Genomic DNA, 22,566 nt, shown 5'->3' on the forward strand with positions numbered 1-22,566 from the left:
CGGATTTCCTTGCGATGGATGAGATCCCTGTGTATAAAAAGGGCAGGAAGTCTGACTATGTTTTTTCGGGAAAAAGGATAAAGCGTGGACTCTACAGGCACTACGATGGGACAATAACAAATGCAGATATAAACGGAGCTGCAAATATCTTAAGAAAAGTATTCCCAAAGGTAACCCAATGGGATAGAGGCATAGTGGACATGCCCTGTTCTTTGGGATGCATTAAGCATCCCAAAGGTTCATGCCGCTCTGCGGCATAACAGAAACCTCTTCCGACGCAGAGTCGGTGGTGGTAGTTCATCCGGAGATGTTCGATAATACAAAGGCTCATTTGATGGTGTTAGCAGATGGAATCACTCTCGTTATAAATGCTATGGACAAAGAAACGTTCATTAGAAGGTTTAACAGAGAAAATGAGTATGAAAATGTATGGATAGGGGATACTTATCAAAAGATTCTGGATAAAGATAATATTTTGCCTGCCATAGAACGCCTTAAGGAAACTAAGACTATATTCCAAGGCATTCCCACGGAAGATGAATTCGTAAATACCTGCAATGAGTTCTGGTGGGTAATGAAGACATTTGCAGAATACACTCTGCGAAAAGAGAAGGTGAAGAGATGCATTTTACTGATGCGAAAGGCATTTTATCCGGAAAAAATGGATACTTTGGGATGAATATATACCGTGGATGTACCCACGGTTGTATTTATTGTGACAGCAGGAGTAAATGCTATCAGTTCACACATCCTTTTGAGGATATTGAGGTAAAGCAGAATGCACCCGAGCTCCTTGAACAGGCACTAAGGTCAAAAAGAAAAAAGTGCATGATTGGGACAGGGGCGATGTCGGATCCTTATATGCATTGTGAGAAGGAACTTTTGCTGACGAGGCGATGCCTTGAAATAATTTTGGAGAATGGTTTTGGGGCAGCAGTTCAGACAAAATCAGATTTAATACTTCGGGATATTGACCTTCTTTCAGAAATAAATCGCAGTGCAAAATGTGTAGTCCAAATTACACTTACAACCTATGATGATGAGTTGTGTAAAATTCTTGAGCCAAATGTCTGCAACACAAAACGTCGTATAGAGGTCTTGGAAATGATGCGTGAACGAGGCATTCCTACAGTTGTATGGCTGACACCAATACTTCCGTTTATCAATGATACAAAAGAAAACATAGAAGCTATTCTGAATGAATGTGTTAGGACAGGAGTAAAGGGCATCATCGATTTTGGAATGGGTCTTACTCTCAGGGAAGGCGACAGGGAGTACTATTATGCTGCGCTTGATAAGAATTTTCCCGGGATAAAAGAGAAATACATAAAGCGATATGGTAATGCATATGAACTTCCAAGTCCTAATTCAAAAGAGTTGAAAGCGCTGTTTCGGAATATTTGTAAGGAAAATAATATCCTTTCAACACCAAAAGAGTGTTTTGAATTTATACAGGAGATGCCGGATAAGTATAAGCAGATGAGCCTGTTTGATTTGTAACCGGAGAAAAATAATGATAAATATTAGTGATGAGACTATCCTTGAAATAGTTCAGTGTCATTGGGATTTGGATAATCCTGAAATAGGAGAGAGGTTCAATGAAGAATCTGCAAGGCTGATGTTTAAAATCAAAACAGAGACTCAGGATTATCTACTGAAAGGCTTACCTGACTCAGTACCTGAGAGTACGATAAAGAGTAATACTTCAGCGCACCTATATCTGGGCAATGAAAATGGTATGGCGCCAGGAATTTTTGCCGCAAAGGATGGAAATTATTATATTAAAGATCATGGGAATTGGTAGCAGGTACTTAGATTTGGGCTGGCCATTTATAATGCAGTTTGTGGATTTCAACTACGATACAGAAGAGATGACTTACAGATTTGATCTGGCGAGGAGTTTTTTGAGAGGGTATTTTGGCACGGAAGAAATATCAAGAGAAGAGTTTGAGCTGATATTTAAAGGTGCTGAGCAGATGCATATTTCATATATGCAGGTTTATGGACCTTATGCGGTCGATTCATTATGGAAGATTTTGAAGTTCGGCATAGAACAGAAAAATAAATTATGGGAAATTATAAAAAGGGGTGAAGAATTTGGAAGAGTATAGCTTACAACACAAGAAAGCCTGGGAGTTTGATGCATATGATTTCTGGGTAAGAAATGCGGGGACACCGGAAGAGAGAGCAGCTAAGGATAAGGAAAATCCCGGAAAGATGCTTAAACATTATGCAAACTATTTTGATACATATGAAGGTATAAAGGTTGCCAATATATGTGGATCATGCGGAAAAAAAGCAGTTCCACTTGCACTTTTGGGAGCGGAGGTGACAGTATTCGATATCTCTGAAGCCAATAAGAAATATGCAGTCGAGACTGCCAAGGCAGCAGGCACCACAATTGGATATGAAGTCTGCGACATCATGGAAATTGACATGAGCAAATATGAAGGCTTCTTTGATGTGGTATTTATGGAAGGCGGAATCCTTCACTATTTTCATGACATTGATGCTTTTATGAAGGTTATGCATGACTTGCTAAAGCCAAGTGGGAAGATGATCTGCAGCGATTTTCATCCTTTTACCAAAATCACTGATGCGCTTGGATTACAGCAGCCTACCATGAGCTATTTTTCTACAGATATTTTTGAGGGTGAGATGGCACATGCCAGATTTTATGAAGAAGAAATCCGTAAGCAGATTCCCAAATGTCAGTATCGAAAGTACACAATTAGTGAGATCATCAACTCCATAATAGGAAATGGCTTTACTTTGGAAAGATTTGATGAACACCCGTCCTGGGAGAATGATATGCTTCCCGGCGAGTTCACAGCTATCGCAATAAAAAATGAGTAAATTAGGTATAGTTCTGTTATAACGGTTCTCTCTATTTGATTACAGGACAGACGCTGATATCATCATAATTGTAAAAGCGCTGATACAAAAGACAAAGTAAACATTACATAAGACAAATAGATGAGGACAAAAACATGAACAGAGATATTTTTATAAGAAACCTTACTAAGGAAAAAATAGAGATGAGCCCTAAGGGCAGAAGCGCAAGTGAACTTTCTCCTGAAGAATTTGAGAAGAGTTATGAAAACTTTTTTGACATGATCTTTGAGATTGCAGCTACCGATGTATCTTCTGTAGAAGGCTACGGAGAGTTTGATGAGAACAACAGAGCTCCATTTGAGAGTCTTGAAGCTTTCATCCGTGATGATATGCTCGGTGATCCTGAGGAAGGTTATTGGAAGAACTGGAAGGAAATGTTCGGAACCACCTTCCTTGAGGAAGATTATTACAACGAGATTGCATCAAAAGCTCTTAAGTATGCGCCGTTTTGCGAAGGTCAGAGATTTCTTGCCAACAACAACACATTCTTCTGTAATATGATCGTTGGAGAAGACGGAAAGACCTACTGCGCTGACTGGGGAAGAGCCGGAATAATGGATTATCTGATGGATTTTGTAATCCTTGATCTCAATAAGCCATATCTTCTGGTTCCGGAAAAGCTCTATGAATATGCAAAGAAAAAGAATATTAAAATTGAGAATTTCAAAGAGCGTTTCTTGTGCATGGCTTATTACAAAGGAATTGTTACACTCAGATGGCATGCTTCAATAGATGACCTTGAATCCTGCAATTCAATCGTAAAATCCATAAATGCTCTTGAAGAAAGAATGAATAAGCTTGTATGAAATACGAAAATGCCAAAAACATTTTGCCTGAAAAACTATTAGAGGAAGTTCAAAAGTATGCGGGCGGGAAAGTGATATATATTCCTAAGAAAGAATCCGCTAAGGGATGGGGCGAAGCATCCGGCTATAGAGAAAGACTCAATAAGCGAAATGCCATGATCTGCAATCGCTACTCTGCGGGACAATCTATCATGGAAATAGCAGAAGAATTCTATCTTTCACCTGAAACCATCAAAAAGCTGGTATACGGAAAGAAAGTGAATCTTCCGATGTTTTCGCCCACCATCACCTCAGCAGAGAATTACGCATCACAGGGACTTGGAGAAGAATGGGTGCGTATGTATCTGAGCTCAATGGATAAAGATGCTCCTGACTACTCAGAGTATTTTATGTCTGAGCTTGTCAGAATTCCTCTAAGGCTCATTGGCACAGAAAATGATGAGCAGATATATTCAAGAGCAGAGGACTTTTCTGATCTTCCGCTCATAGTATTATATGAAAATCATGTTTTTTCTGTGCCATATCAGCAAGACTATCTGAATTGTTTGAAGCAGGCAAGACGAAATTCTCATTACGCCTTCGTTTTTGCAAGAAATGAAGAATACAGTTTTTTCTGGAATAACTTTGGGAAGAATTTCCGAAGATAGTAAATGAAAATTGCACCGTTGCATGAATTGAGCAGTTTTTTCTATTTGTTTAATATGTGCTATACTTTTTATAGTTGCAACAAAAACGCAATACAGTTTTTAATGAGGGTTTTAGTATGAAGAAAAAGGTTGTTACTATATTATTGACGTTATCTATGGTCTTATCAGGATGCGCGGGTAGCACCACTCCGGGAAATAGTGTGAGTGACCAGACTGATCTTGGTGATAAAGCAAAGAACTCAGAAAGTACAACAGAGGCTGCTGTTGATGAAAAAACTGAGAGCAGCGACGATGATGCTTCTGTGAAAAATGAGGAGCCGGAAGAAACAACTGATGAAACCACAGATTCGCAGGAAGATGAAGGCAGATCTGATTATGATGTCATCAATTTGTCTCTGCTTGGAGACAAGGAAGAAATCTATTACGACGAGAAGCTTGTTCCGTCCATCCCTGCATATTCCGTGGCAGAAGATTTTTCAAATGTAGAATATCATAAACGCTTTGCTGGACTCTTTGAGACTGAGTATGAGGACGAATACAATAATGTAACGGATTTCAGAAACATGCTGATAAAGAATTCTTTTGCTGTGACAGAAAGCAATGAAGATGAATTCTTTGATGTTTATGAAGATAATCGTTACGACTATTTCCCAAGCTTTGTAACAGTGGATTCACTGATGCATACTTATCACCTGTATTTTGCATTCCTTATGAAAAATACGGAAAAGAAGTTTTTGTCGGATAAGCTAATGAGCCTTACTGACAATATGCTTGAAATTACTCAAAAACAATATGAAGAATTAAAGGGAACAGACTGGGAAAAAGCAGCATTTAATAATCTCGCCTTTTTCTATATAGGATCCCTTCTTCAGGGTGGGAATAATAAAGCTCCGATAAATGATAAGAATTTTGAAGACCTTGTAAGCGCTGAGTATGACAAAATCATGTCGGCTGACGGCATTAGTGTATGCGGACTCACTGAACTTAACGAGGATTATTCTCAGTACAAGGTAAGGGGTTACTACGAAGGAGATGAAATTCTGGAGAAATACTTCAGAGCCATGATGTGGTATGGACGTATTCCGTTTGAGCTTGAATCCGAAGAGAGAGTTAAGAGCGCAGTACTCATGACTATGGCGATAGATGAAAAGCCTGAGGAATGGGCTGATATCTACAGTGTAACAAGCTTCTTTGCAGGAGCTTCCGATGATCCGGGATATAACGTTTTTGCTGATCTTGTAAAGACCTGCTATGGAAAAATGCCGGCAGCAGCAGATTTATCTTCCGATAGTTCATCATTGGATAAAGTCGTAAAGGCAGCAGAGAAACTGGATCCTCCGCAGATTAATTCGGTTCCCGTTTACGAAGATGAAGAGGTTGTTATACCTTCCTTCAGATTTATGGGACAGAGATTTACCATAGATGCTTCAATAATGCAGCGCCTTGTATATCGAAATGTCCAGGAAAACAGTAACGGAGATAACAGATATCTTCCGGATACGCTTGATACGGCAGCAGTCCTTGGTTCTGATACTGCTTATTCAATTCTTGATGAGAATGGAGCAACGGATTATAAGAATTACACCGACAATCTCACTGTCCTTAAAGGTTTCTTTAGTGGTGACAACAATGAGCTCTGGAACGCAAGCCTTTATTCCGGATGGCTCAATACGCTGAGACCGTTGTTCGAGAAAAAGCCTGAAGGATATCCTTCATACATGCTGTCAGACGAATGGGAAAAGAAAGACCTGGAAACCTTCGCAGGTTCATATGCCGAGCTTAAGCACGATACCATTCTGTATGCCAAGCAGATAATGGCAGAGATGGGCGGCGGTGAGGATGATGAGGACATTCCGGACGACAGGGGCTATGTAGATCCTGAACCCGTTGTCTACAGCAGATTTTTATTCCTCTCAAACAAAACAAAAGAGGGACTGAAAAATATGGGAATGCTTGAGTCTTCCGCAGAAAAAGATCTTGATCTGCTTTCCGATATGGCTAAAAAGCTTCTTGATATTTCCGAAAAAGAGCTGAAAAATGAATCCCTTAGTGATGAGGACTACGAATTTATCAGATGCTACGGTGGTAACCTTGAGCATTTCTGGGTTGAAGTAAATAAAGATACGGTGGAGGGACTTGCATACAGTTACCAGGCACCATGTCCTATTGTTGCTGATATCGCAACTGATCCCAACGGATCGGTTCTCGAAGTAGGTACCGGCGGAGCTGATCGTATATATGTAGTATTTCCTATTGACGGCAAACTCCATGTTGGACGAGGCAGCGTATACAGCTTCTACCAATTTGAGGTACCGATATCAGAAAGAATGACAGACTCCGAGTGGAGAGGAAGACTTAACGGCGGATATCTGGATGATGATTGGAACTGGGTTGAAGCGGAATCCACACCTGACAAACCGCAGTGGACTATGAGTTATCGCGTGAAGAGATGAAAAAAATTTTGAGTTCAAAAAAATCAGTGTGGCTGCTGCTTGTAATAGCGGCAGCCATTTGCTGCATATATTGGGCGCTGCTCTTACCCTCGTGGGTTTCCTGGCAGGAAAAGGAATTTACGTCAGATGCCGGAATCGAATGTCACCTAAAAAGAAAAAAGGTTACACTGACTGACAGAGACGGAAATCTTTTATGGACAAACAAAAAGGAATTAAAGATTCAGGATGCCTTTATTACTGATATAGACAGAAACGGTGACGAGGAACTGATTCTTCTTTTATGGAAGAGAGGACGCTACGGAAATGAAAAACCCTTCTGGGTTACAGGGGATGAGATCAGTTATTCTCAGCATATTTTCATATATGATATCTCGGAAGACGGAGATATAGATTCCAAGTGGTTTGCATCGGATATAGGCAGACTTGTGACCAGAATGAAACTGCTTGAGAGAGATGAAGCGATAATCCTCACAGAAGACAGAAATAATGATAATACTCTATGGATATGGAGCTCGTTTGGCCTTAAGAACATCGATAATGAGGTGAAATTCGCGGCTTTCGGAGACAACATTATCCATAAGAGTCTTTATGAGTACGCGTATACCAATAAGCACGGCGATTTCAGCTTTCTCTATGAGCCTTTTATAAAGGAGATAGAATCTGCCGACATAGCTTCAATTCAAGCGGAGACCATACTGGTGGATAAGCCCTCCGCTGTTTCCGGATATCCGCAGTTTGGATCTCCGATAGAGGTTGGAGAAGCCATAAAAAATGCGGGCTTTGATATTGCGGTATGCGGGAATAATCATGCTCTTGATAAGGGAATTTACGGCATAGATGTAACGACTTCATTTTATAAAAATAATGACATAACCTGCATTGGAATACAGGGAAGCAGCGACAAGGCATACAGACCGTACGAAATAATAAGTAAAAACGGTATACGGATTGCTCTTTTCAGTTATACCTACGGAACAAACGGGATGGATATGTCCGAAAAGTATCCCTACGCTGTCCATTACATTCCGAAGACAGAAAAGGAAAAGGAACAGTGTGTAAACGATATACAAGATGCGAAAAAAGAAGCGGATTTTATCGTTGTCTATGCTCACTGGGGAGATGAATACACAAAAAGTATAAGTGATGACCAGAGAGAATTTGCCTATCTCCTGTGTGATGCGGGAGTAGATGTGGTAATAGGAACACATCCTCACGTACTTCAATACGTTCAGACACTTGAAAGAGAGGATGGCGGTGAGACGCTTGTGTACTATTCTCTTGGGAACTTCCGTGCAGATCAGAAGCAGGATGAAGCTACCAGACTTGGAGGAGAGGCATATTTTACTATAGAGCACACCTTTGACGGAATAAGGATAAAGGATTATGAGCTTAAAGAAATAGATGCCGTAGTACAGCGGAAATAGGCATTATTTGTGATATACTCATAATAGTAGTGATTATAGATTCTTGTGGGGGAGTCTTATGAACAAAAAAAAGAAAAAAGGATTTAAGTGGGTAATCGTTTTTCTTGTACTTTTGGTAACAACATTTACCGTGTCCATGGTGGCCTGCGGCCTTTTTAAGGAAAAACAGGAAAAAGCCGCACAGGAAGAGAGTGCTGAGGAGACAGAGGAAGCTTATATTGAAGAAACTTCATCTGATTCCTCGGAAAAAGTAGTTGGGATTCAAAATGAAAATAGCATAGATTTTAATCTTGATGCTCTTCCGGATACCGTTGAACCCGGCGGAATGTGCGTGTTTGAAGACGCCCTCTATGTAACGGACTCCTACTCAAAGTGTGTATGGAAGGTTACTGAGAGCGGAGCAGAAATATTTGCCGGTGCCGACAGTGAGAAAGATGCGTATGACAAACCGCAGGGAGGCTATAATGATGCAGATCCTGCGCAGGCTCTTTTTAAACTGCCCTGGGATGTGAGTGCTTATGGAGCCGGAATAGCTGTATCGGATACAGACAACGGAGTTATTCGTATAGTAAGCGCAGATAAAGTCGAAACTGTGCTGAATTCATCCGGTGATTCGGAGAGTTTTGAGTTCCCGACAGGCATGGCATCAGATGAGAACGGAAACCTCTTTGTTTCAGATACACATGCCAATAGTATCAAGGTGATAACATCAGGAGGAGACATCATAACTCTTCTTGATGATCTTAACTGTCCCATGGGACTTGGATATAATTCCGGATTTCTCTATATTGCTGAGACCGGGAATAACAGAATTTTAAGAGTTAACGTATCGGATGCTTCTTCAAAAAAATCCTCCGGGGATATAGAGGTTGTAGCCGGAAGTGGAACCGAGGGATTTACGGACGGGGATGCATTTGCAGCGACTTTTTCTTCACCCAAGGCTGTTGCGGTTGCAAATGACGGTACTGTTTTCGTTGCTGATACGGTAAACGGCGCAGTAAGAAGAATCAGTGATGGTCAGGTGACAACAGTGGAAGTAAAGGATGAAAAAATACCTGATGCAGAACTGGTATCTCCGGTGGGAATGTGCATGCAAGGGGGAAGATTATATATTGCCGACAGTTTTTGCAAAAAAATCTATGTAATAGAGTAAGCAAGAGGAAAGGTGGAAAAAAGGTATGGCGGATCAACCGATCAGGAGAAAGAAAAACATTGAAGAAGGGGGAACCGGAGTCTATAAGAGAGGTGACGGACTCGGAGGAGGACCCGTAGGATCATCTGACGGTTATTCGGGAAAAGGTGGCGGATCCGGAACAACAGGAGGAGGCGGATCTCAGAGAAGCGGAGGTGGCAGAAGTCCTCTTTCCATAATAATTATTCTGGCGATATTACTTCTTGGAGGCGGTGGCGGTATCGGAAGTCTCATGGGAGGATTTTCCGGAGGAAACGAGACTGCTTATACGAATACGCAGTCACAGACTAATTCTACCCCGCAGACAACAACTACTACCTCGGGAACACAGAATACAACGCAGCAAAATGACACTACATCTGCACAAAGTGGCAGTAACAGTGCCGGTAGCTCACAGATGGGTTCTCTTTTGGGAACACTTCTTGGCGGAGGCACGGGATATTACGGTCAGGCAAGCAGTCAGTGGAGTGAAACTCCCAATACAGGTAATCTGAACAAGGATGTCGCTGATGGCTCCAGAGATAAGAGAACTGTTTTAAAAGGCGACGGAACAGACATCACCACAATTATGGTGTATATGTGCGGAACAGATCTTGAGTCCAGAAGCGCTATGGCGACGAAGGATCTTCAGGAAATGATGGGCGCGGATCTTTCCGATAACATTAATATTATTGTTTATACGGGTGGTTGTAAGAACTGGCAGAACAACCTTATTTCCAGCAGAACCAATCAGATATATCAGGTTAAAAAGGGAGGACTTGCTCTTTTGCAGGATGGCCTTGGCGAGAAGCCTATGACAGATCCTGCTAATCTGACTTATTTTGTAAAATGGGCGAGCGAAAACTTTAAAGCTGACAGATATGATCTTATTTTCTGGGATCACGGCGGCGGCTCGGTCAGCGGTTACGGTTATGATGAAAAATTCGCACGAAACGGCTCAATGGATTTGTCTCAGATTAACAAGGCCCTTAAGGACAGCGGAATAACCTATGACTTTATCGGATTTGATGCCTGCCTTATGGCAACAGTTGAGACGGCTCTTGTTGCATCCAATTATGCGGATTACATGATTGCCTCAGAGGAGACAGAACCCGGTGTTGGCTGGTTTTACACACCCTGGTTAAATGAATACTCCAAAAATCCTTCAATGGAAACTCCTGATCTGGCTAAACTTATAATTGATTCTTACACTGATGAATGTGCAAAAACCTGCAGAGGCCAGAAGACGACACTTTCGCTGATTGACCTCGCCGAGCTTCAGAATACTGTGCCCGGAGAGTTAAAGGATTTTGCGACAGAAACGTCGGAAAAAATATCCAATAAGGAATATAAGCTTGTTTCAAATGCGAGATCCGAGGCCAGAGAATTTGCTGCTTCCTCAAGAATAGATCAGGTGGATCTCATTCATCTTGCAACAAACATGGGTACGGAAGAGTCAAAAGAGCTTGCCGAGGCACTTAAAGGGTGCGTAAAGTACAACAGAACCAGTCAGAGCATGACAAATGCTTATGGACTGTCGATTTATTTTCCTTATAAAAAGACTTCGAAGGTGGACAACATGGTCAACACCTACGAAGCCATCGGAATGGACAGCAGCTATGCTGATTGTATTCAGAAGGCAGCATCCATGGAGGTTGCCGGTCAGGTTGCAGCAGGCGGAACAACTTCTCCTGTAGGAAGCCTTTTCGGAGATGTAAGTGGGCAAGGACAGAGTGTTTCCAGCGCAGATGTGCTTATCCAATTATTCGGAGCCATGATGTCAGATGGTGTTTCAGGTGTATCGGGGCTTGATGCATCCAACTCCTCATTCTTTGGAAGAGGACTTGACGTTGAGACTATGGCTGAGTATGTCGCAGAGAATCACTTTGACTTAGACAATCTCATGTGGACTGAAAATGCAGATGGGGAATCGGTAATCCAGATGTCCGCGGAGCAGTGGGAGCTTGTTTCAGACCTTGATGTAAATATGTTCTATGACGATGGCACAGGATATATTGATCTCGGACTTGATAATTCCTACGACATTGATGCAGACGGAAATCCCGTAGCTCCTCCAGACAGAACCTGGATTTCCATAGATGGTCATCCGGTTGCATACTATCGTCTGGATACCCAGGGGGATTCAGACAACTACGCTATAACAGGAAGGGTTCCCTGTGAGGTAAACGGAGTAAGGGCAAATCTTATTCTTGTATTTGATTCTGAAAACGAGGATGGCTATGTTGCAGGTGTAAATTATGACTATGTCGAAGGAGAGACTGAGACTGTAGCAAAGAACCTCACTGAACTTGTAAAAGGCGATACAATAGATTTCCTTTGTGACTTTTATGATTATGATCAGGTATTCCAGGATAAATATCATCTTGGAGAGACCCTGACTATTGAAGGTGATATGAAGGATTTGCACATTGCAAACACTTCCGTGGGAGATGGAAAAGTTCTCGTAACCTTCAAATTCACTGATATGTATGGTCAGGAACACTGGACACCTGCCAAAGAGTATTAATGCTGATGAGGATTTAGGTAAAGAATGGGTAATTACATTGTCTTCGACCTTGAGTGGAATCAGGGGAAAACAGTAAAAGAGCGAAACGGCAAATCCCTGCCCTTTGAGATTATTGAGATCGGTGCGGTTCGTATCGATGAAAATATGAACAGGACAGGTGAATTCAGCAGACTCATAAGACCGCAGGTATATAAAAAGATGCATAAGATAACAGAAGATCTTATCCATATATCAATGGAGGATCTTCAGAAGGGTGATGATTTCGTTACTGTTATTACCGAATTCCTGGAGTGGTGCGGTGAGGAACCGACATTTTGCACCTGGGGACCTCTTGATCTTACTGAGCTTCAGCGCAATATGGATTTTTACGACCTCCCGCTGCTTTCAGACAGGCCGCTTCCATTCTATGATGTTCAGAAGCTTTTCAGCATTCAGTATGAAGACGGAAAAATGCGAAGGTCGCTGGAGCATGCTACAGACAGCCTCGGAATGGAAAAAGATGGAGCATTTCACAGAGCACTGTCAGATGCGGATTATACAGCCAGAATATTCTGTGAGCTGAGCCGAAAGGTCTTTTATAACTACTCATTTGATAATTATGTGACTCCCAAGACCAAAGATCAGGAAGTTCATATAATCTTCGAGCATTATGCCAAATATATATCAAGAGAATTCAGGACGAGGGAAGAACTGTTATCGGATCCCGAAGTAATGGGGACAAAGTGCTATCTATGTAACAAGCCCATAAAGCGTAAGGTGAAATGGTTTTCCAATAACGGAAAACACTTTTACAGCGTATCGCTTTGCAAAGAGCATGGATATATGAGAGCTAAAGTCCGTGTTAAAAAGGCGGAAAGCCAGAAGTATTATGCGGTTAAGACTCTTAAATTTATTACAGATAAAGAAATGCTGGAAATGAAGGCAAAATCCGAAAAGAAAAGCTTCAACAGGCTTTCGGACCATAAGAAAAACTCATAATTTCGGACCGCTTCTTTTCCTTGCTTCACGTTTTCTTCTGTTAAGTCTTTTACGATCTTCTCTGCTTCCACCAAAGCTATAAGTGCTGATTAGTGAAGATATATAGATAAGAAGAATTAATGAAAAGCCGGCAAAGGCAAAATATGTAATGATCTGTTTCATGTTTAAATATATGGTTTTAATGTCTCTGTCTTCAGAAGCTGCCTGAGAGGATGATGCCTGAGAGACGAGAATATGTCCGGAACCTATAGGTACATCGTTAAATGAGTAATTAATGGTGGCTATCACATTTGATGAACCATCTTCATTATCATAGGATACTGTTGATGTGGCATCCGAGAGTGAGGAATTAACAGGAAGGATCACATAATCCGATTTTCCAAACTCAAGAACAGAAGTGGGGTCTTTGAAAATATCGTTTCCGGATGAGAAAAAGGCGTTATCCCTCGGGATATATCCGCTTTCTTCACTTTTAATATTTACTGTTATAAAATTGTTGAAACCATAGTCAAATAAAGTTACCGTATCCGTAAACTGTGAGGGAGATTCCTCCATAAAAACGACACAGACAAGCTTCATGCCACCGCGCTCTGCACAGGTGACAAGAGTTTCTCTTGCCAGATCGGTATAACCGGTTTTGCCGCCGATGATGCCAGGATAAGACATTTCACCGGATATCAGTTTATGTTTATTATTAAGATAAAAATCATCGGGTTGTCCGGCGCTTGGCTCAAAGTGATATCTTGGCGTATTACCGACTCTGCAGAGGAGCTCATTTGAGAAAAACTCAGAGGAGATTAAAGCAAGATCATATGCGCTTGTATAGTGATCGGAAGCCTGAAGACCGTTAGTATTTGAGAAGTGAGTATTTGTGCATCCCAATGAAGCGGCTTTTTCATTCATAAGATCGATGAAGCCGTCAATGGATCCGCTTACATGCTCCGCAACGGCATTTGCAACTTCGTTTGCACTACCAACCATGATTCCGTAAAGGCATTCTTCAAGTGACAGATATTCACCTGCATCCATGCCGATTTTTGAACCGTCGGCGGGGACGGAGTGTATAGCTTCATAGGAAAAATCAACTCTGTCATTAAGTCCTGCATTTTCAACCGCAAGAAGACAAGTCATTATCTTTGTGGTGCTTGCAGGGTAGAGCTCTTCATGAATGTTCTTTGCATAAAGAATTGTCCCGGTGTTGGCATCCATCAGAATTGCAGCCTCTGCACCTATTTGCGGACCAGCAGGCCATCCCGGAGTGTCATTACTTTGTATGGGCAACTCTTTTCGTGCATTCTGCGCAGCCTCAAGGTCTGTCTCCGCATGGCAAAAAGACCCGGTCTGAGTAAGCAGAACAGATATAAGAACCATGGAAATGATTATATTAAGTTTATTTATAAAACCTTTGTAATTCATAAAACTCCTTGTAGCGACAGTCTGCTAATCTATGATACACTAAAAGTGGATAAAACCAAAGATGAAGCTGCAAAAACTTTTCAATATGTAGCATTTGGTATTATAATTATTATATTGAAAGGTAGAATTTAATTTATGCGGCTTAGAAATGTAGCAGGATCCAGAGAAAGGATTGCAGAGAGCCCCTTCACAATAGATAATCCGGAGGAGCATAAGGGAAAATGGAAGGAAGTGTTCGGAAACGATAATCCCGTAAGGATAGAAGTCGGAACGGGAAAGGGACGCTTCATAATGGATATGGCAGCAGCCAATCCTGATATAAATTATGTAGGAATAGAAAAATATTCCAGTGTACTTTTAAGAGCAGTACAAAAGCAGACTGAACTTGAGCTTACCAATGTTAGATTCATAAGAATGGAAGCTGAGATCATTAATGAGGTATTTGAGGAAGGTGAGGTAGACAGAATTTATCTCAACTTCTCGGATCCCTGGCCCAAGGAGAGACATGCTCAGAGACGATTGACCTCCAGCACTTTCCTGCGGCGTTATGACCGCATTCTTAAAAAAGACGGACAATTGGAATTCAAAACAGACAACAGAGACCTTTTTGATTTTTCTTTGATGGAACTGAACACGGCCGGCTGGCATGCCGAAGCTGTGACCTATGATCTTCATAATGATGCCGTAATGAACGACGGCAATATAATGACAGAATATGAGGAGAAGTTTTCCGCTAAAGGGAATCCGATCTTCAAATATATTATTAAGCGCTAGGGTTGTTACATTAATTTACGCAAAGCGATACCACAATATCGCGGAAAGAGGTGGACGATGGCTGAGTACACATTTACAACAGACAACTTTGAGGAAGAAGTTCTCAACAGTAAGCTTCCGGTTCTTATCGACTTTATGGCTGACTGGTGTGGCCCGTGCAAGATGATGGCACCCATGATCGATGAGTTTGCTAAAGAATATGACGGAGAGCTCAAGGTTGGAAAGATAAACGTGGATGAGCAGCCTGAGATTGCTCAGAAATATGGCGTTATGTCTATCCCGATGTTTGCATTTATTAAGGACGGAGAACTTGTGGATCAGGCGGTTGGAGCTCAGAGTAAAGCTAAGCTTCAGAGTATGATTGATAAGGTTGTATCATAATCAAATTTTTGCTTATAACAAATATGTGCTATTATAGTTTCGGGTAGGCGATGCCTACCCGATTTATATTTTCATTTATAGGGGGAGATGTTGACCAAGGGATTTCCCAAGGAGAAGTCATGGCGGACAATATCAGAAATTTTAACGATTACAGAAGAAAAAACAGAAACGATGAATACTTTACAGAGGAGATAAATATAGAGATCCAGGATCCGCTGGATTTCCTTTCAGCTGATGAGAGGGAGGAGTACTACAGATCAAGACAGGCGGAAATGGATAGAGAAAGGGAGAGTCTTGCTGAGGACTCACCTGAATTTTATCTTGATGATGAGGACCTTGAACCTGTAAGTGTTGAACCCGAGAGTCCAAAAGAAAAGCCCGGATATATCAGAAAAAGGGCAAGAGAGCTGGAACGGGAAGAGCAGGTACGAGAAGAGAGAGTAAAAAAAGAAAAAGTCAAAAAAGAAAAGGTGCCAAAAGAGAAAATATATAAAGAAAAAGTGCGAAAAGAGAAGGTGCACCGGGAAAAGGTACGTAAAGATTATCGTGAAGAGGACGATAATGAGGGCGGAGTTGATCCGCTTATTATTGTAAGAATCTCTTCGATAGTTACAGGACTGATTATACTTGCTCTTATTGGAATGATATTTAAGGCTAAGGTTTATGATAAATATTTAAGACCCGATCCTGATGAAGAGCAGACTGAGGTTCAGGTAGGTGAACTCGCGGGATACACAAAGACAGGTGATAAGATAGTTACGACGGCAGACCTTAATCTGCGCAACACTCCCAGCACAGCCAGCGATGATTTTATCGTTGTTCAGGTGCCGGAAGGAACTACACTCGACAGAGTCGCTGTTAGTGATGACGGAGAATGGGCGCAGGTAAGCTATGATAATCAGCTCCTTTTTTGTGTCATGAAATACGCGACAGTTCAGGAATAGAAGGCGTGAAGCCAACCGTAGAACGGATCCAGTGCTTCACCTATATCCTCATAACTGTCACAAAGATTTTCGATTTTCTCTGTGATAGCCCCGGCCGAGACTTTTTCATTAAGAGCAAGTGACAGGCGGGCAGCTGTTTCGGATTCAAGAGGTCTTATGTCCATGTGAATAAGGATATCCTCATAAAGCCCCTCAACACTGGCGAACAGATGAGGATATTTTTTATGAATATAAGAGAGCTCATCCAGCAAGGTTTCCCTTCGCTGAAGAAGAAACAGAGTATATACGGGTTCCACTATTTCTGAAGGTTCAATCTCTTCTCTGTCGGAGCCATCGCCGTAATCGGCTTTTGATGCGTAATACTCGCAAACCTCCTGGATAAAAGGGCTTACATGCGGATCATCATATAATTTTTGAAGTTCAAATGTGTAGGATTCATTCATAATTAATAATGATACAACAACGAGGAATGATATGCGAATAGGAATTTTTGATTCCGGTGTCGGAGGCCTTTCTGTATTGAATGAGGCTTATCACAGATTTCCGGATCAGGAATACATATTTTATGCCGACACAAGGCATGTACCATATGGAACAAAGTCTGAGGAAGAGATAAAAGGCTATGTTGATGAGATTGTAAGATTTCTCATCAGCAAAGATGTCGATGCCATAGTGATTGCCTGCAACACAGCTACCAGTGTGGGTGCATCCATGGTAAGGGAAAAGTACAAGCTTCCAATTCTTGGAATGGAGCCTGCAGTGAAGCCGGCTGTTGAGGAGTGTCGTGACGACAGTAAAAGAATTCTTGTGATGGCTACTCCCGTTACCATAAGAGAGAAAAAGCTTGAGAGACTTCTTTCAAGAGTGGATTTGCAGCACAAGGCTGATTTACTTGAGATGCCGGGGCTTGTGAAATATGCGGAGAGAGAAGAATTCGACACGGAAGAGGTAAGGGATTATATCAGTAACCGCTTTTTGTCAGTTAATGCTTCCTATGAAAAGTACAGTGCGCTGGTTCTTGGATGCACACATTTTAATTATTTTAAACCTCTTTACAGAGAACTGCTGGGGGACAGCATTCATCTGATAGACGGAAACCACGGGACAATTAATCATTTGGGTGATGTTATGGGGCTAGAAGTTAAAAATGATGAAGATAAAGAGATCATTTTTAATGAACCACAAGATATTGTGGTTGGCTTCAACACCACATACTATGAGTCGGGAGACGAAATTACGGATAACGATAGATTGTCAAAATACCTTAGAATGCTGAACAGGCTTGAATTTGTAAGGAAGTTTTGATAACGGAAAATTGTTACTTGATTTATACTATATAATGTATTATAGTTTAATTGTAGCCACAAGATATAGTTTCGGGTGGCTACTATTTATCTAAAAATATAGGTATTTCCATATAAATGTACTTAAATAGGGGGTTCGCCAGTGAAGATTATTAAGAGAAGCGGTAAAGAGGTTACTTTTGATGGCGCCAAGATTTTGGCTGCTATTGAGAAAGCAAATAAGGAAGTAACTCCCGATCAGAGCTTGTCTGAAGATCAGATTAAGAGCATAGAGGCGCAGGTAGAGGATAAGTGTAACAGGCTTACCAGGGCTGCAAACGTAGAAGAAATCCAGGATATGGTTGAGGATGGCCTCATGGAGTCCGGGAAGTTTGAGGTTGCCCGCAAATATATCACTTATCGTTATCGCCATGCCCTTGTCCGTAAGTCAAACACAACGGACGAGCAGATTATGTCTCTTATCGAGTGTAATAACGAAGAGGTTAAGCAGGAGAATTCCAACAAGAACCCCACAGTTAACAGTGTTCAGAGAGATTATATGGCAGGAGAGGTCAGCCGTGACATTACACGCAGATTCCTTCTTCCGGATGACGTAGTTAAGGCACACAAGGACGGAATCATTCATTTCCATGATTCCGACTATTTTGCTCAGCACATGCACAACTGCTGCCTTGTAAACCTTGAGGATATGCTTCAGAACGGAACGGTTATTTCCGAGACAATGATCGAACGTCCCAAGAGCTTCTCCACAGCATGTAATATTGCAACTCAGGCGATAGCACAGATTGCAAGCTCTCAGTACGGCGGACAGAGTATTACATTGTCCCACCTTGTACCGTTTGTTGATGTAAGTAGACAGAAATTCAGAAGAGAAGTTCGCCAGGAGTTTATCGATGCTGGTATGGATGCAACTGATGAACAGATAAACGATATCGCCGAGATGCGTGTGCGCAAGGAGATAGAGCGCGGTGTTCAGGTTATTCAGTATCAGGTAATCACATTAATGACCACCAATGGTCAGGCACCTTTCATTACAGTATTCATGTATCTTGATGAGGTACCTGAAGGTCAGCTCAGAAACGATCTTGCTCTTGTTATCGAAGAGATGCTGAAACAGCGTATAGTCGGTGTAAAGAATGAGAAAGGCGTTTATATAACTCCTGCATTCCCGAAGCTTATCTATGTTCTTGATGAGGACAATATTCACGAGGGCACACCATATTGGTATCTCACACAGCTTGCTGCCAAGTGTACAGCAAAGAGAATGGTTCCGGATTATATCTCCGCTAAGAAGATGAAGGAATATAAGAACGGTGACGTTTATCCCTGCATGGGATGCAGAAGCTTCCTCACAGTTGACAGTGAAGACCTTGCCGAAGGTCTGTGCAACAAGGGTAATATTGCCAATGCGCAGAACTATACCGAGGGTGATCATAAGTATTACGGACGCTTTAATCAGGGCGTAGTAACCATAAACCTTGTTGATGCAGCCTGCTCATCAGGCGGAGACGAGGAGAAGTTCTGGGAGATAATGGAGGAGCGTACAGAGCTCTGTAAGAAGGCTCTTATGTGCAGACACAACCGTCTTCTTGGAACACCTTCCGATGTAGCTCCGATCCTTTGGCAGTTTGGAGCACTTGCAAGACTTAAGAAGGGTGAGACAATCGATAAGCTCTTATATGGCAATTATTCAACAATTTCTCTTGGATATGCAGGACTTTGCGAATGCACAAAGTTCATGAAGGGCGTAACTCACACCGATGCTGCAGGAAAAGACTTCGCACTCAGAGTAATGCAGTTTATGAATGATAAGTGCGCAAAGTGGAGAAAGGAAACAAATATTTCGTTCAGTTTATACGGAACACCCCTTGAGTCCACAACCTATAAGTTTGCAAGAGCACTTCAGAAACGCTTTGGAATTATTGATGGTGTTACAGACAAGAACTATATCACAAACAGCTATCACGTTCATGTAACCGAGAAGATAGATGCCTTCACAAAACTGAAGTTTGAGTCAGAATTTCAGGCACTTTCACCCGGAGGAGCTATCAGTTATGTTGAGGTTCCCAATATGAACAACAATCTCGAGGCTGTCCTCGCAGTGATGCAGTATATTTATGAGAACATCATGTATGCAGAGCTCAACACAAAGAGTGATTACTGCCAGTGCTGTGGATATAACGGAGAGATTCAGATTGAGAATGATACCGATGGCAAGCTGATCTGGAAATGCCCCAACTGTGGCAATACCGATCAGTCCAAGATGAACGTTGCAAGACGTACATGCGGCTATATCGGAACTCAGTACTGGAATCAGGGAAGAACGCAGGAAATCAAAGAGCGTGTATTACATCTTTGATGAATATATGTAAAAGGGTTTAAAAGGGGCTATCAATAGGTAGCCCCTTTTTGAGAATTATTAAAGGACAAAGTATTTATGAATTACGGAGAGATAAAAACAACAGATATTGCAAACGGAACAGGTGTCCGCACCTCACTTTTTGTTTCGGGATGCACTCATCATTGCAAGGGGTGCTTTAATGAAGAAACCTGGGATTTTAATTTCGGTAAGCCTTTCACGAAAGAAGTGGAGGATGAGATAATCGAATCACTAAAACCGGCTTATGTTAACGGTCTTACAATTCTTGGCGGTGAGCCAATGGAAATTCAAAATCAGAAAGTGCTTAGACCATTTATTGAAAGGGTTAGGAGGGAGTTTCCCAATAAATCGATATGGGTATATTCCGGTTATTTATGGGAAGAATTAACCGATGAGGAAAATAAGCGCTGTCACAGCGAAGACACGGAGCCGATTTTGTCGATAATAGATGTGCTTGTGGATGGTGAGTTTAAACTTGAGCTGAAAAATATTTCTCTGAGGTTCAGAGGATCTTCAAATCAAAGAGTCATTAATGTTCCTGCTACCAGAGAAAGTGGCAGCGTAGTACTCAGTGAATTCGGAGAAAATGATAATTAAGAAATAAAGAAAAAAAGCTGTCACTTTGGCAGCTTTTTTTAAATTATAAGTTATATAGTTTCTTTGCATTTAATTCAGTAATTTCAATAACCTTATCCAAAGGCAAGTCTTTAATTTCGGCAATCTTATCGGCAACGAATGGAAGGTTTAAGGAAGAATTGCGCTTTCCTCTATAGGGTTCGGGTGCAAGATAGGGCGAATCGGTTTCTATGACAATCTGCTCTATGGGGGCGTATTCAACAACTTCACGCAGCTTCTTTCCATTCTTAAAAGTGATGACACCACCGACACCTATATAAAATCCCATACCCAGATATTCCTTTGCAATTTCAACGGGATATGAGAAGCAATGTATATCACCGCCGATTTCCTCGGCTTTCATGCTTTTCATAATATCGAGGGTGTCTTTTGCCGCATCACGTGAGTGAATTATTACCGGGAGTTTAACCCTTTTGGCCATATCAAGCTGCGCTTCAAACCATTTTTTCTGGATATCTCTTGAAGGTTCATCATAGTGATAATCAAGACCGATTTCTCCTACAGCGACAGCTTTTTCATAGGAGCACAGGCTTTCAAGCCAGGAGAGCTCTTCTTCATCCATTTCATCGCAGTCACTGGGGTGAACACCGATTGTGGTGTAGATAAAAGGATATTTCTTAGTAAGTTCAATGGACTTCTCGACAGTTCTTTTTGATGCGGTTGCATTTACAATTGTTCCGATTCCGTTCTCAGTCATGGATGAGAGAAGAGAATCTCTGTCACTGTCGAAAGCTTCGTCATCATAATGTGCATGTGTTTCAAAAATCATTTCTATCTCCGATCAAAAGGTTCGAAAGCTCGGCAAACTCGGAAAGAGACAGCTTTTCGCCCCGAACCGAAGGATTTAATCCCATTTTTTCGAGAGCAGCTACTACCTGCTCCCTTGTGAGTCCAAGATTCCCGTTCGCAACACCGTTGGAGAGGGTTTTTCTTCTCTGGGCAAATGCGGCGCGGATTATTGAAAACATAAACTTTGAGTCTGTGACCTCTACGGGAGGATTTTTGTGACATTTTAAATGAATTACTGCGGAATCAACGCCGGGCTGAGGGATAAAACAGCTGGGTGGAACTACCTGAACCATGGAAGGCTCAGTGTAATATTGCACGGCAAGGGATAAAGCTCCGTAATCTTTGGACCCTGGCTTTTCAGCCATTCTGTCCGCAACTTCTTTCTGCACCATGACGGTAATGCTGTCTATTGGTAGCTCACTCTCAAGAAGCCTCATTAAAATTGGAGTTGTGATGTAGTAAGGAAGATTAGCAACGACCTTAATGGGCTTTCCGCTGTTTTCCTCACGAACAATTTTTTCTATATCAACTTTTAGTATATCCTGATTGATAACTTTGACATTATCATAAGCAGAAAGTGTATCCGCCAATATGGGAATAAGCATTTTGTCTATTTCCACGGCTATGACTTTACCTGCGCTCTCTGCAATATACTGAGTCATTGTTCCGATGCCGGGTCCGATTTCAAGTACAGTATCATCTTTTGTGACACCTGCAGCCTCTACGGTTCCTGTCAGAACAGAGTCATCTATAAGGAAATTCTGTCCGAATTTTTTCTGAATACTTAAGTTGTATTTTTCTAAAACTGCTTTTGTTCCGGATGCACATCCAAGTGTAGGCATTTTTTTATTCTCCGAATTCATAAATATTGGGATTTCAGTAGTGAAAAACTCTGAAACAAATGGTTTTGTTAATTAATTGTATCAATTCAGTAAAGATTTTGCCATATTTTAAAATCAAATGCGAGGAAAACCGCGAAAATACGCGGATTTTTAGCTGTGATTTTTTGACATCAAAAGACCTCTATGCTAAAATTCTACT

Annotated in this window: 22 protein-coding genes and 1 pseudogene; 19 read left to right on the top strand and 4 right to left on the bottom strand. The window is 41.5% G+C overall.

Going from position 1 to position 22,566, the window contains the following annotated elements:
- From G596_RS25345 to G596_RS0116865, 13 genes and pseudogenes are all read left to right on the top strand, one after another.
- Positions 1 to 260: pseudogene (locus G596_RS25345) on the top strand (RNA-guided endonuclease InsQ/TnpB family protein); the annotation flags it as partial.
- Entirely contained in the window at positions 242 to 679 is a 438-nt protein-coding gene (locus tag G596_RS0116810; RefSeq protein ID WP_022762986.1) for an aminoglycoside 6-adenylyltransferase, read from the top strand. The pseudogene G596_RS25345 and the gene G596_RS0116810, both read left to right, overlap by 19 nt.
- Positions 622 to 1,500 (top strand): SPL family radical SAM protein, encoded by an 879-nt coding sequence (locus tag G596_RS0116815; RefSeq protein WP_022762987.1) that lies wholly within the window; start codon positions 622 to 624, stop codon positions 1,498 to 1,500. Before G596_RS0116810 ends, G596_RS0116815 begins: the two co-directional genes overlap by 58 nt.
- Positions 1,501 to 1,513: 13 nt before the next feature.
- A complete protein-coding gene (locus G596_RS0116820) occupies positions 1,514 to 1,804 on the top strand; it encodes a hypothetical protein (protein ID WP_022762988.1) in 291 nt (96 codons plus the stop codon).
- Positions 1,767 to 2,111, top strand: a complete 345-nt coding sequence (locus G596_RS0116825; RefSeq protein ID WP_196805248.1) for a hypothetical protein — start codon at positions 1,767 to 1,769, stop codon at positions 2,109 to 2,111. Before G596_RS0116820 ends, G596_RS0116825 begins: the two co-directional genes overlap by 38 nt.
- Positions 2,098 to 2,856 (top strand): class I SAM-dependent methyltransferase, encoded by a 759-nt coding sequence (locus tag G596_RS0116830; protein ID WP_022762990.1) that lies wholly within the window; start codon positions 2,098 to 2,100, stop codon positions 2,854 to 2,856. Before G596_RS0116825 ends, G596_RS0116830 begins: the two co-directional genes overlap by 14 nt.
- 134 nt (positions 2,857 to 2,990) lie before the next feature.
- The gene (locus G596_RS0116835) at positions 2,991 to 3,701 is read left to right on the top strand and encodes a hypothetical protein (protein ID WP_022762991.1); all 711 of its coding nucleotides are present in this window, start codon (positions 2,991 to 2,993) and stop codon (positions 3,699 to 3,701) included.
- The gene (locus tag G596_RS25350) at positions 3,698 to 4,348 is read left to right on the top strand and encodes a CD3324 family protein (protein ID WP_022762992.1); all 651 of its coding nucleotides are present in this window, start codon (positions 3,698 to 3,700) and stop codon (positions 4,346 to 4,348) included. Before G596_RS0116835 ends, G596_RS25350 begins: the two co-directional genes overlap by 4 nt.
- Before the next feature lie 116 nt (positions 4,349 to 4,464).
- Complete coding sequence (locus G596_RS22690; protein ID WP_022762993.1) at positions 4,465 to 6,801, top strand: DUF3160 domain-containing protein; 2,337 nt, start codon at positions 4,465 to 4,467, stop codon at positions 6,799 to 6,801.
- The gene (locus G596_RS0116850; protein ID WP_022762994.1) at positions 6,798 to 8,225 is read left to right on the top strand and encodes a CapA family protein; all 1,428 of its coding nucleotides are present in this window, start codon (positions 6,798 to 6,800) and stop codon (positions 8,223 to 8,225) included. Before G596_RS22690 ends, G596_RS0116850 begins: the two co-directional genes overlap by 4 nt.
- A gap of 58 nt (positions 8,226 to 8,283) precedes the next feature.
- The gene (locus G596_RS0116855) at positions 8,284 to 9,378 is read left to right on the top strand and encodes an NHL domain-containing protein (protein WP_022762995.1); all 1,095 of its coding nucleotides are present in this window, start codon (positions 8,284 to 8,286) and stop codon (positions 9,376 to 9,378) included.
- Between the two features lie 25 nt (positions 9,379 to 9,403).
- The gene (locus tag G596_RS0116860; protein WP_022762996.1) at positions 9,404 to 11,923 is read left to right on the top strand and encodes a clostripain-related cysteine peptidase; all 2,520 of its coding nucleotides are present in this window, start codon (positions 9,404 to 9,406) and stop codon (positions 11,921 to 11,923) included.
- A 24-nt stretch (positions 11,924 to 11,947) separates the two neighbouring features.
- Complete coding sequence (locus tag G596_RS0116865; RefSeq protein ID WP_022762997.1) at positions 11,948 to 12,901, top strand: 3'-5' exonuclease; 954 nt, start codon at positions 11,948 to 11,950, stop codon at positions 12,899 to 12,901.
- Here the strand turns inward: G596_RS0116865 and G596_RS22695 are convergent.
- On the bottom strand, positions 12,896 to 14,317 hold the full coding sequence (locus G596_RS22695; protein ID WP_022762998.1) for a D-alanyl-D-alanine carboxypeptidase family protein: 1,422 nt from the start codon (positions 14,315 to 14,317) through the stop codon (positions 12,896 to 12,898). The two genes, G596_RS0116865 and G596_RS22695, sit on opposite strands and share 6 nt — an antisense overlap.
- A gap of 135 nt (positions 14,318 to 14,452) precedes the next feature.
- Between G596_RS22695 and trmB the strand changes: the two genes are divergently transcribed.
- The 3 genes from trmB to G596_RS0116885 all read left to right on the top strand — a co-directional run bounded on the left by trmB (position 14,453) and on the right by G596_RS0116885 (position 16,416).
- Positions 14,453 to 15,091, top strand: coding sequence for a tRNA (guanosine(46)-N7)-methyltransferase TrmB (gene trmB / locus G596_RS0116875; RefSeq protein WP_022762999.1), 639 nt, complete (start codon positions 14,453 to 14,455; stop codon positions 15,089 to 15,091).
- Positions 15,092 to 15,148: 57 nt separating this feature from the next.
- The gene (gene trxA, locus G596_RS0116880; RefSeq protein WP_022763000.1) at positions 15,149 to 15,472 is read left to right on the top strand and encodes a thioredoxin; all 324 of its coding nucleotides are present in this window, start codon (positions 15,149 to 15,151) and stop codon (positions 15,470 to 15,472) included.
- Positions 15,473 to 15,591: 119 nt separating this feature from the next.
- Positions 15,592 to 16,416 (top strand): SH3 domain-containing protein, encoded by an 825-nt coding sequence (locus tag G596_RS0116885; RefSeq protein WP_022763001.1) that lies wholly within the window; start codon positions 15,592 to 15,594, stop codon positions 16,414 to 16,416.
- Here the strand turns inward: G596_RS0116885 and G596_RS0116890 are convergent.
- Entirely contained in the window at positions 16,407 to 16,859 is a 453-nt protein-coding gene (locus G596_RS0116890; RefSeq protein WP_022763002.1) for a hypothetical protein, read from the bottom strand. The two genes, G596_RS0116885 and G596_RS0116890, sit on opposite strands and share 10 nt — an antisense overlap.
- A gap of 31 nt (positions 16,860 to 16,890) precedes the next feature.
- Between G596_RS0116890 and murI the strand changes: the two genes are divergently transcribed.
- The 3 genes from murI (at position 16,891) to nrdG (ending at position 20,697) form a co-directional block, all read left to right on the top strand.
- The gene (gene murI / locus G596_RS0116895) at positions 16,891 to 17,721 is read left to right on the top strand and encodes a glutamate racemase (protein ID WP_022763003.1); all 831 of its coding nucleotides are present in this window, start codon (positions 16,891 to 16,893) and stop codon (positions 17,719 to 17,721) included.
- Positions 17,722 to 17,862: 141 nt separating this feature from the next.
- The gene (gene nrdD / locus G596_RS0116900) at positions 17,863 to 20,079 is read left to right on the top strand and encodes an anaerobic ribonucleoside-triphosphate reductase (RefSeq protein WP_022763004.1); all 2,217 of its coding nucleotides are present in this window, start codon (positions 17,863 to 17,865) and stop codon (positions 20,077 to 20,079) included.
- A 78-nt stretch (positions 20,080 to 20,157) separates the two neighbouring features.
- Positions 20,158 to 20,697 (top strand): anaerobic ribonucleoside-triphosphate reductase activating protein, encoded by a 540-nt coding sequence (gene nrdG, locus G596_RS0116905; protein WP_022763005.1) that lies wholly within the window; start codon positions 20,158 to 20,160, stop codon positions 20,695 to 20,697.
- Between the two features lie 43 nt (positions 20,698 to 20,740).
- On the opposite strand, the gene G596_RS0116910 is transcribed toward nrdG, so the two are convergent.
- The gene (locus tag G596_RS0116910; protein ID WP_022763006.1) at positions 20,741 to 21,505 is read right to left on the bottom strand and encodes a TatD family hydrolase; all 765 of its coding nucleotides are present in this window, start codon (positions 21,503 to 21,505) and stop codon (positions 20,741 to 20,743) included.
- Positions 21,495 to 22,367 carry a 16S rRNA (adenine(1518)-N(6)/adenine(1519)-N(6))-dimethyltransferase RsmA gene (gene rsmA, locus G596_RS0116915; RefSeq protein WP_026671401.1) on the bottom strand — a complete coding sequence of 291 codons (873 nt, stop codon included), beginning with the start codon at positions 22,365 to 22,367 and terminating at the stop codon, positions 21,495 to 21,497. Before rsmA ends, G596_RS0116910 begins: the two co-directional genes overlap by 11 nt.
- Between the last annotated feature and the right edge of the window lie 199 nt (positions 22,368 to 22,566).

Origin of the sequence: Butyrivibrio sp. AD3002 (assembly GCF_000420905.1) — a bacterium.
Taxonomy (GTDB): Bacteria; Bacillota; Clostridia; order Lachnospirales; family Lachnospiraceae; genus Butyrivibrio.

Excerpts from the sequence above, each read along its gene's own strand:
- G596_RS0116855 (WP_022762995.1), top strand. The coding sequence starts at position 8,284 with ATGAACAAAAAAAAGAAAAAAGGATTTAAGTGGGTAATCGTTTTTCTT.
- trxA (WP_022763000.1), top strand. The coding sequence starts at position 15,149 with ATGGCTGAGTACACATTTACAACAGACAACTTTGAGGAAGAAGTTCTC.
- G596_RS0116865 (WP_022762997.1), top strand. The coding sequence starts at position 11,948 with ATGGGTAATTACATTGTCTTCGACCTTGAGTGGAATCAGGGGAAAACA.
- murI (WP_022763003.1), top strand. The coding sequence starts at position 16,891 with ATGCGAATAGGAATTTTTGATTCCGGTGTCGGAGGCCTTTCTGTATTG.
- G596_RS0116885 (WP_022763001.1), top strand. The coding sequence starts at position 15,592 with ATGGCGGACAATATCAGAAATTTTAACGATTACAGAAGAAAAAACAGA.
- rsmA (WP_026671401.1), bottom strand. The coding sequence starts at position 22,367 with ATGCCTACACTTGGATGTGCATCCGGAACAAAAGCAGTTTTAGAAAAA.
- G596_RS0116910 (WP_022763006.1), bottom strand. The coding sequence starts at position 21,505 with ATGATTTTTGAAACACATGCACATTATGATGACGAAGCTTTCGACAGT.
- G596_RS0116850 (WP_022762994.1), top strand. The coding sequence starts at position 6,798 with ATGAAAAAAATTTTGAGTTCAAAAAAATCAGTGTGGCTGCTGCTTGTA.
- G596_RS0116815 (WP_022762987.1), top strand. The coding sequence starts at position 622 with ATGCATTTTACTGATGCGAAAGGCATTTTATCCGGAAAAAATGGATAC.
- G596_RS22690 (WP_022762993.1), top strand. The coding sequence starts at position 4,465 with ATGAAGAAAAAGGTTGTTACTATATTATTGACGTTATCTATGGTCTTA.
- G596_RS0116825 (WP_196805248.1), top strand. The coding sequence starts at position 1,767 with ATGGAAATTATTATATTAAAGATCATGGGAATTGGTAGCAGGTACTTA.
- G596_RS0116860 (WP_022762996.1), top strand. The coding sequence starts at position 9,404 with ATGGCGGATCAACCGATCAGGAGAAAGAAAAACATTGAAGAAGGGGGA.
- G596_RS22695 (WP_022762998.1), bottom strand. The coding sequence starts at position 14,317 with ATGAATTACAAAGGTTTTATAAATAAACTTAATATAATCATTTCCATG.
- nrdG (WP_022763005.1), top strand. The coding sequence starts at position 20,158 with ATGAATTACGGAGAGATAAAAACAACAGATATTGCAAACGGAACAGGT.
- G596_RS0116890 (WP_022763002.1), bottom strand. The coding sequence starts at position 16,859 with ATGAATGAATCCTACACATTTGAACTTCAAAAATTATATGATGATCCG.
- trmB (WP_022762999.1), top strand. The coding sequence starts at position 14,453 with ATGCGGCTTAGAAATGTAGCAGGATCCAGAGAAAGGATTGCAGAGAGC.
- G596_RS0116835 (WP_022762991.1), top strand. The coding sequence starts at position 2,991 with ATGAACAGAGATATTTTTATAAGAAACCTTACTAAGGAAAAAATAGAG.
- G596_RS0116810 (WP_022762986.1), top strand. The coding sequence starts at position 242 with ATGCCGCTCTGCGGCATAACAGAAACCTCTTCCGACGCAGAGTCGGTG.
- G596_RS25350 (WP_022762992.1), top strand. The coding sequence starts at position 3,698 with ATGAAATACGAAAATGCCAAAAACATTTTGCCTGAAAAACTATTAGAG.
- G596_RS0116820 (WP_022762988.1), top strand. The coding sequence starts at position 1,514 with ATGATAAATATTAGTGATGAGACTATCCTTGAAATAGTTCAGTGTCAT.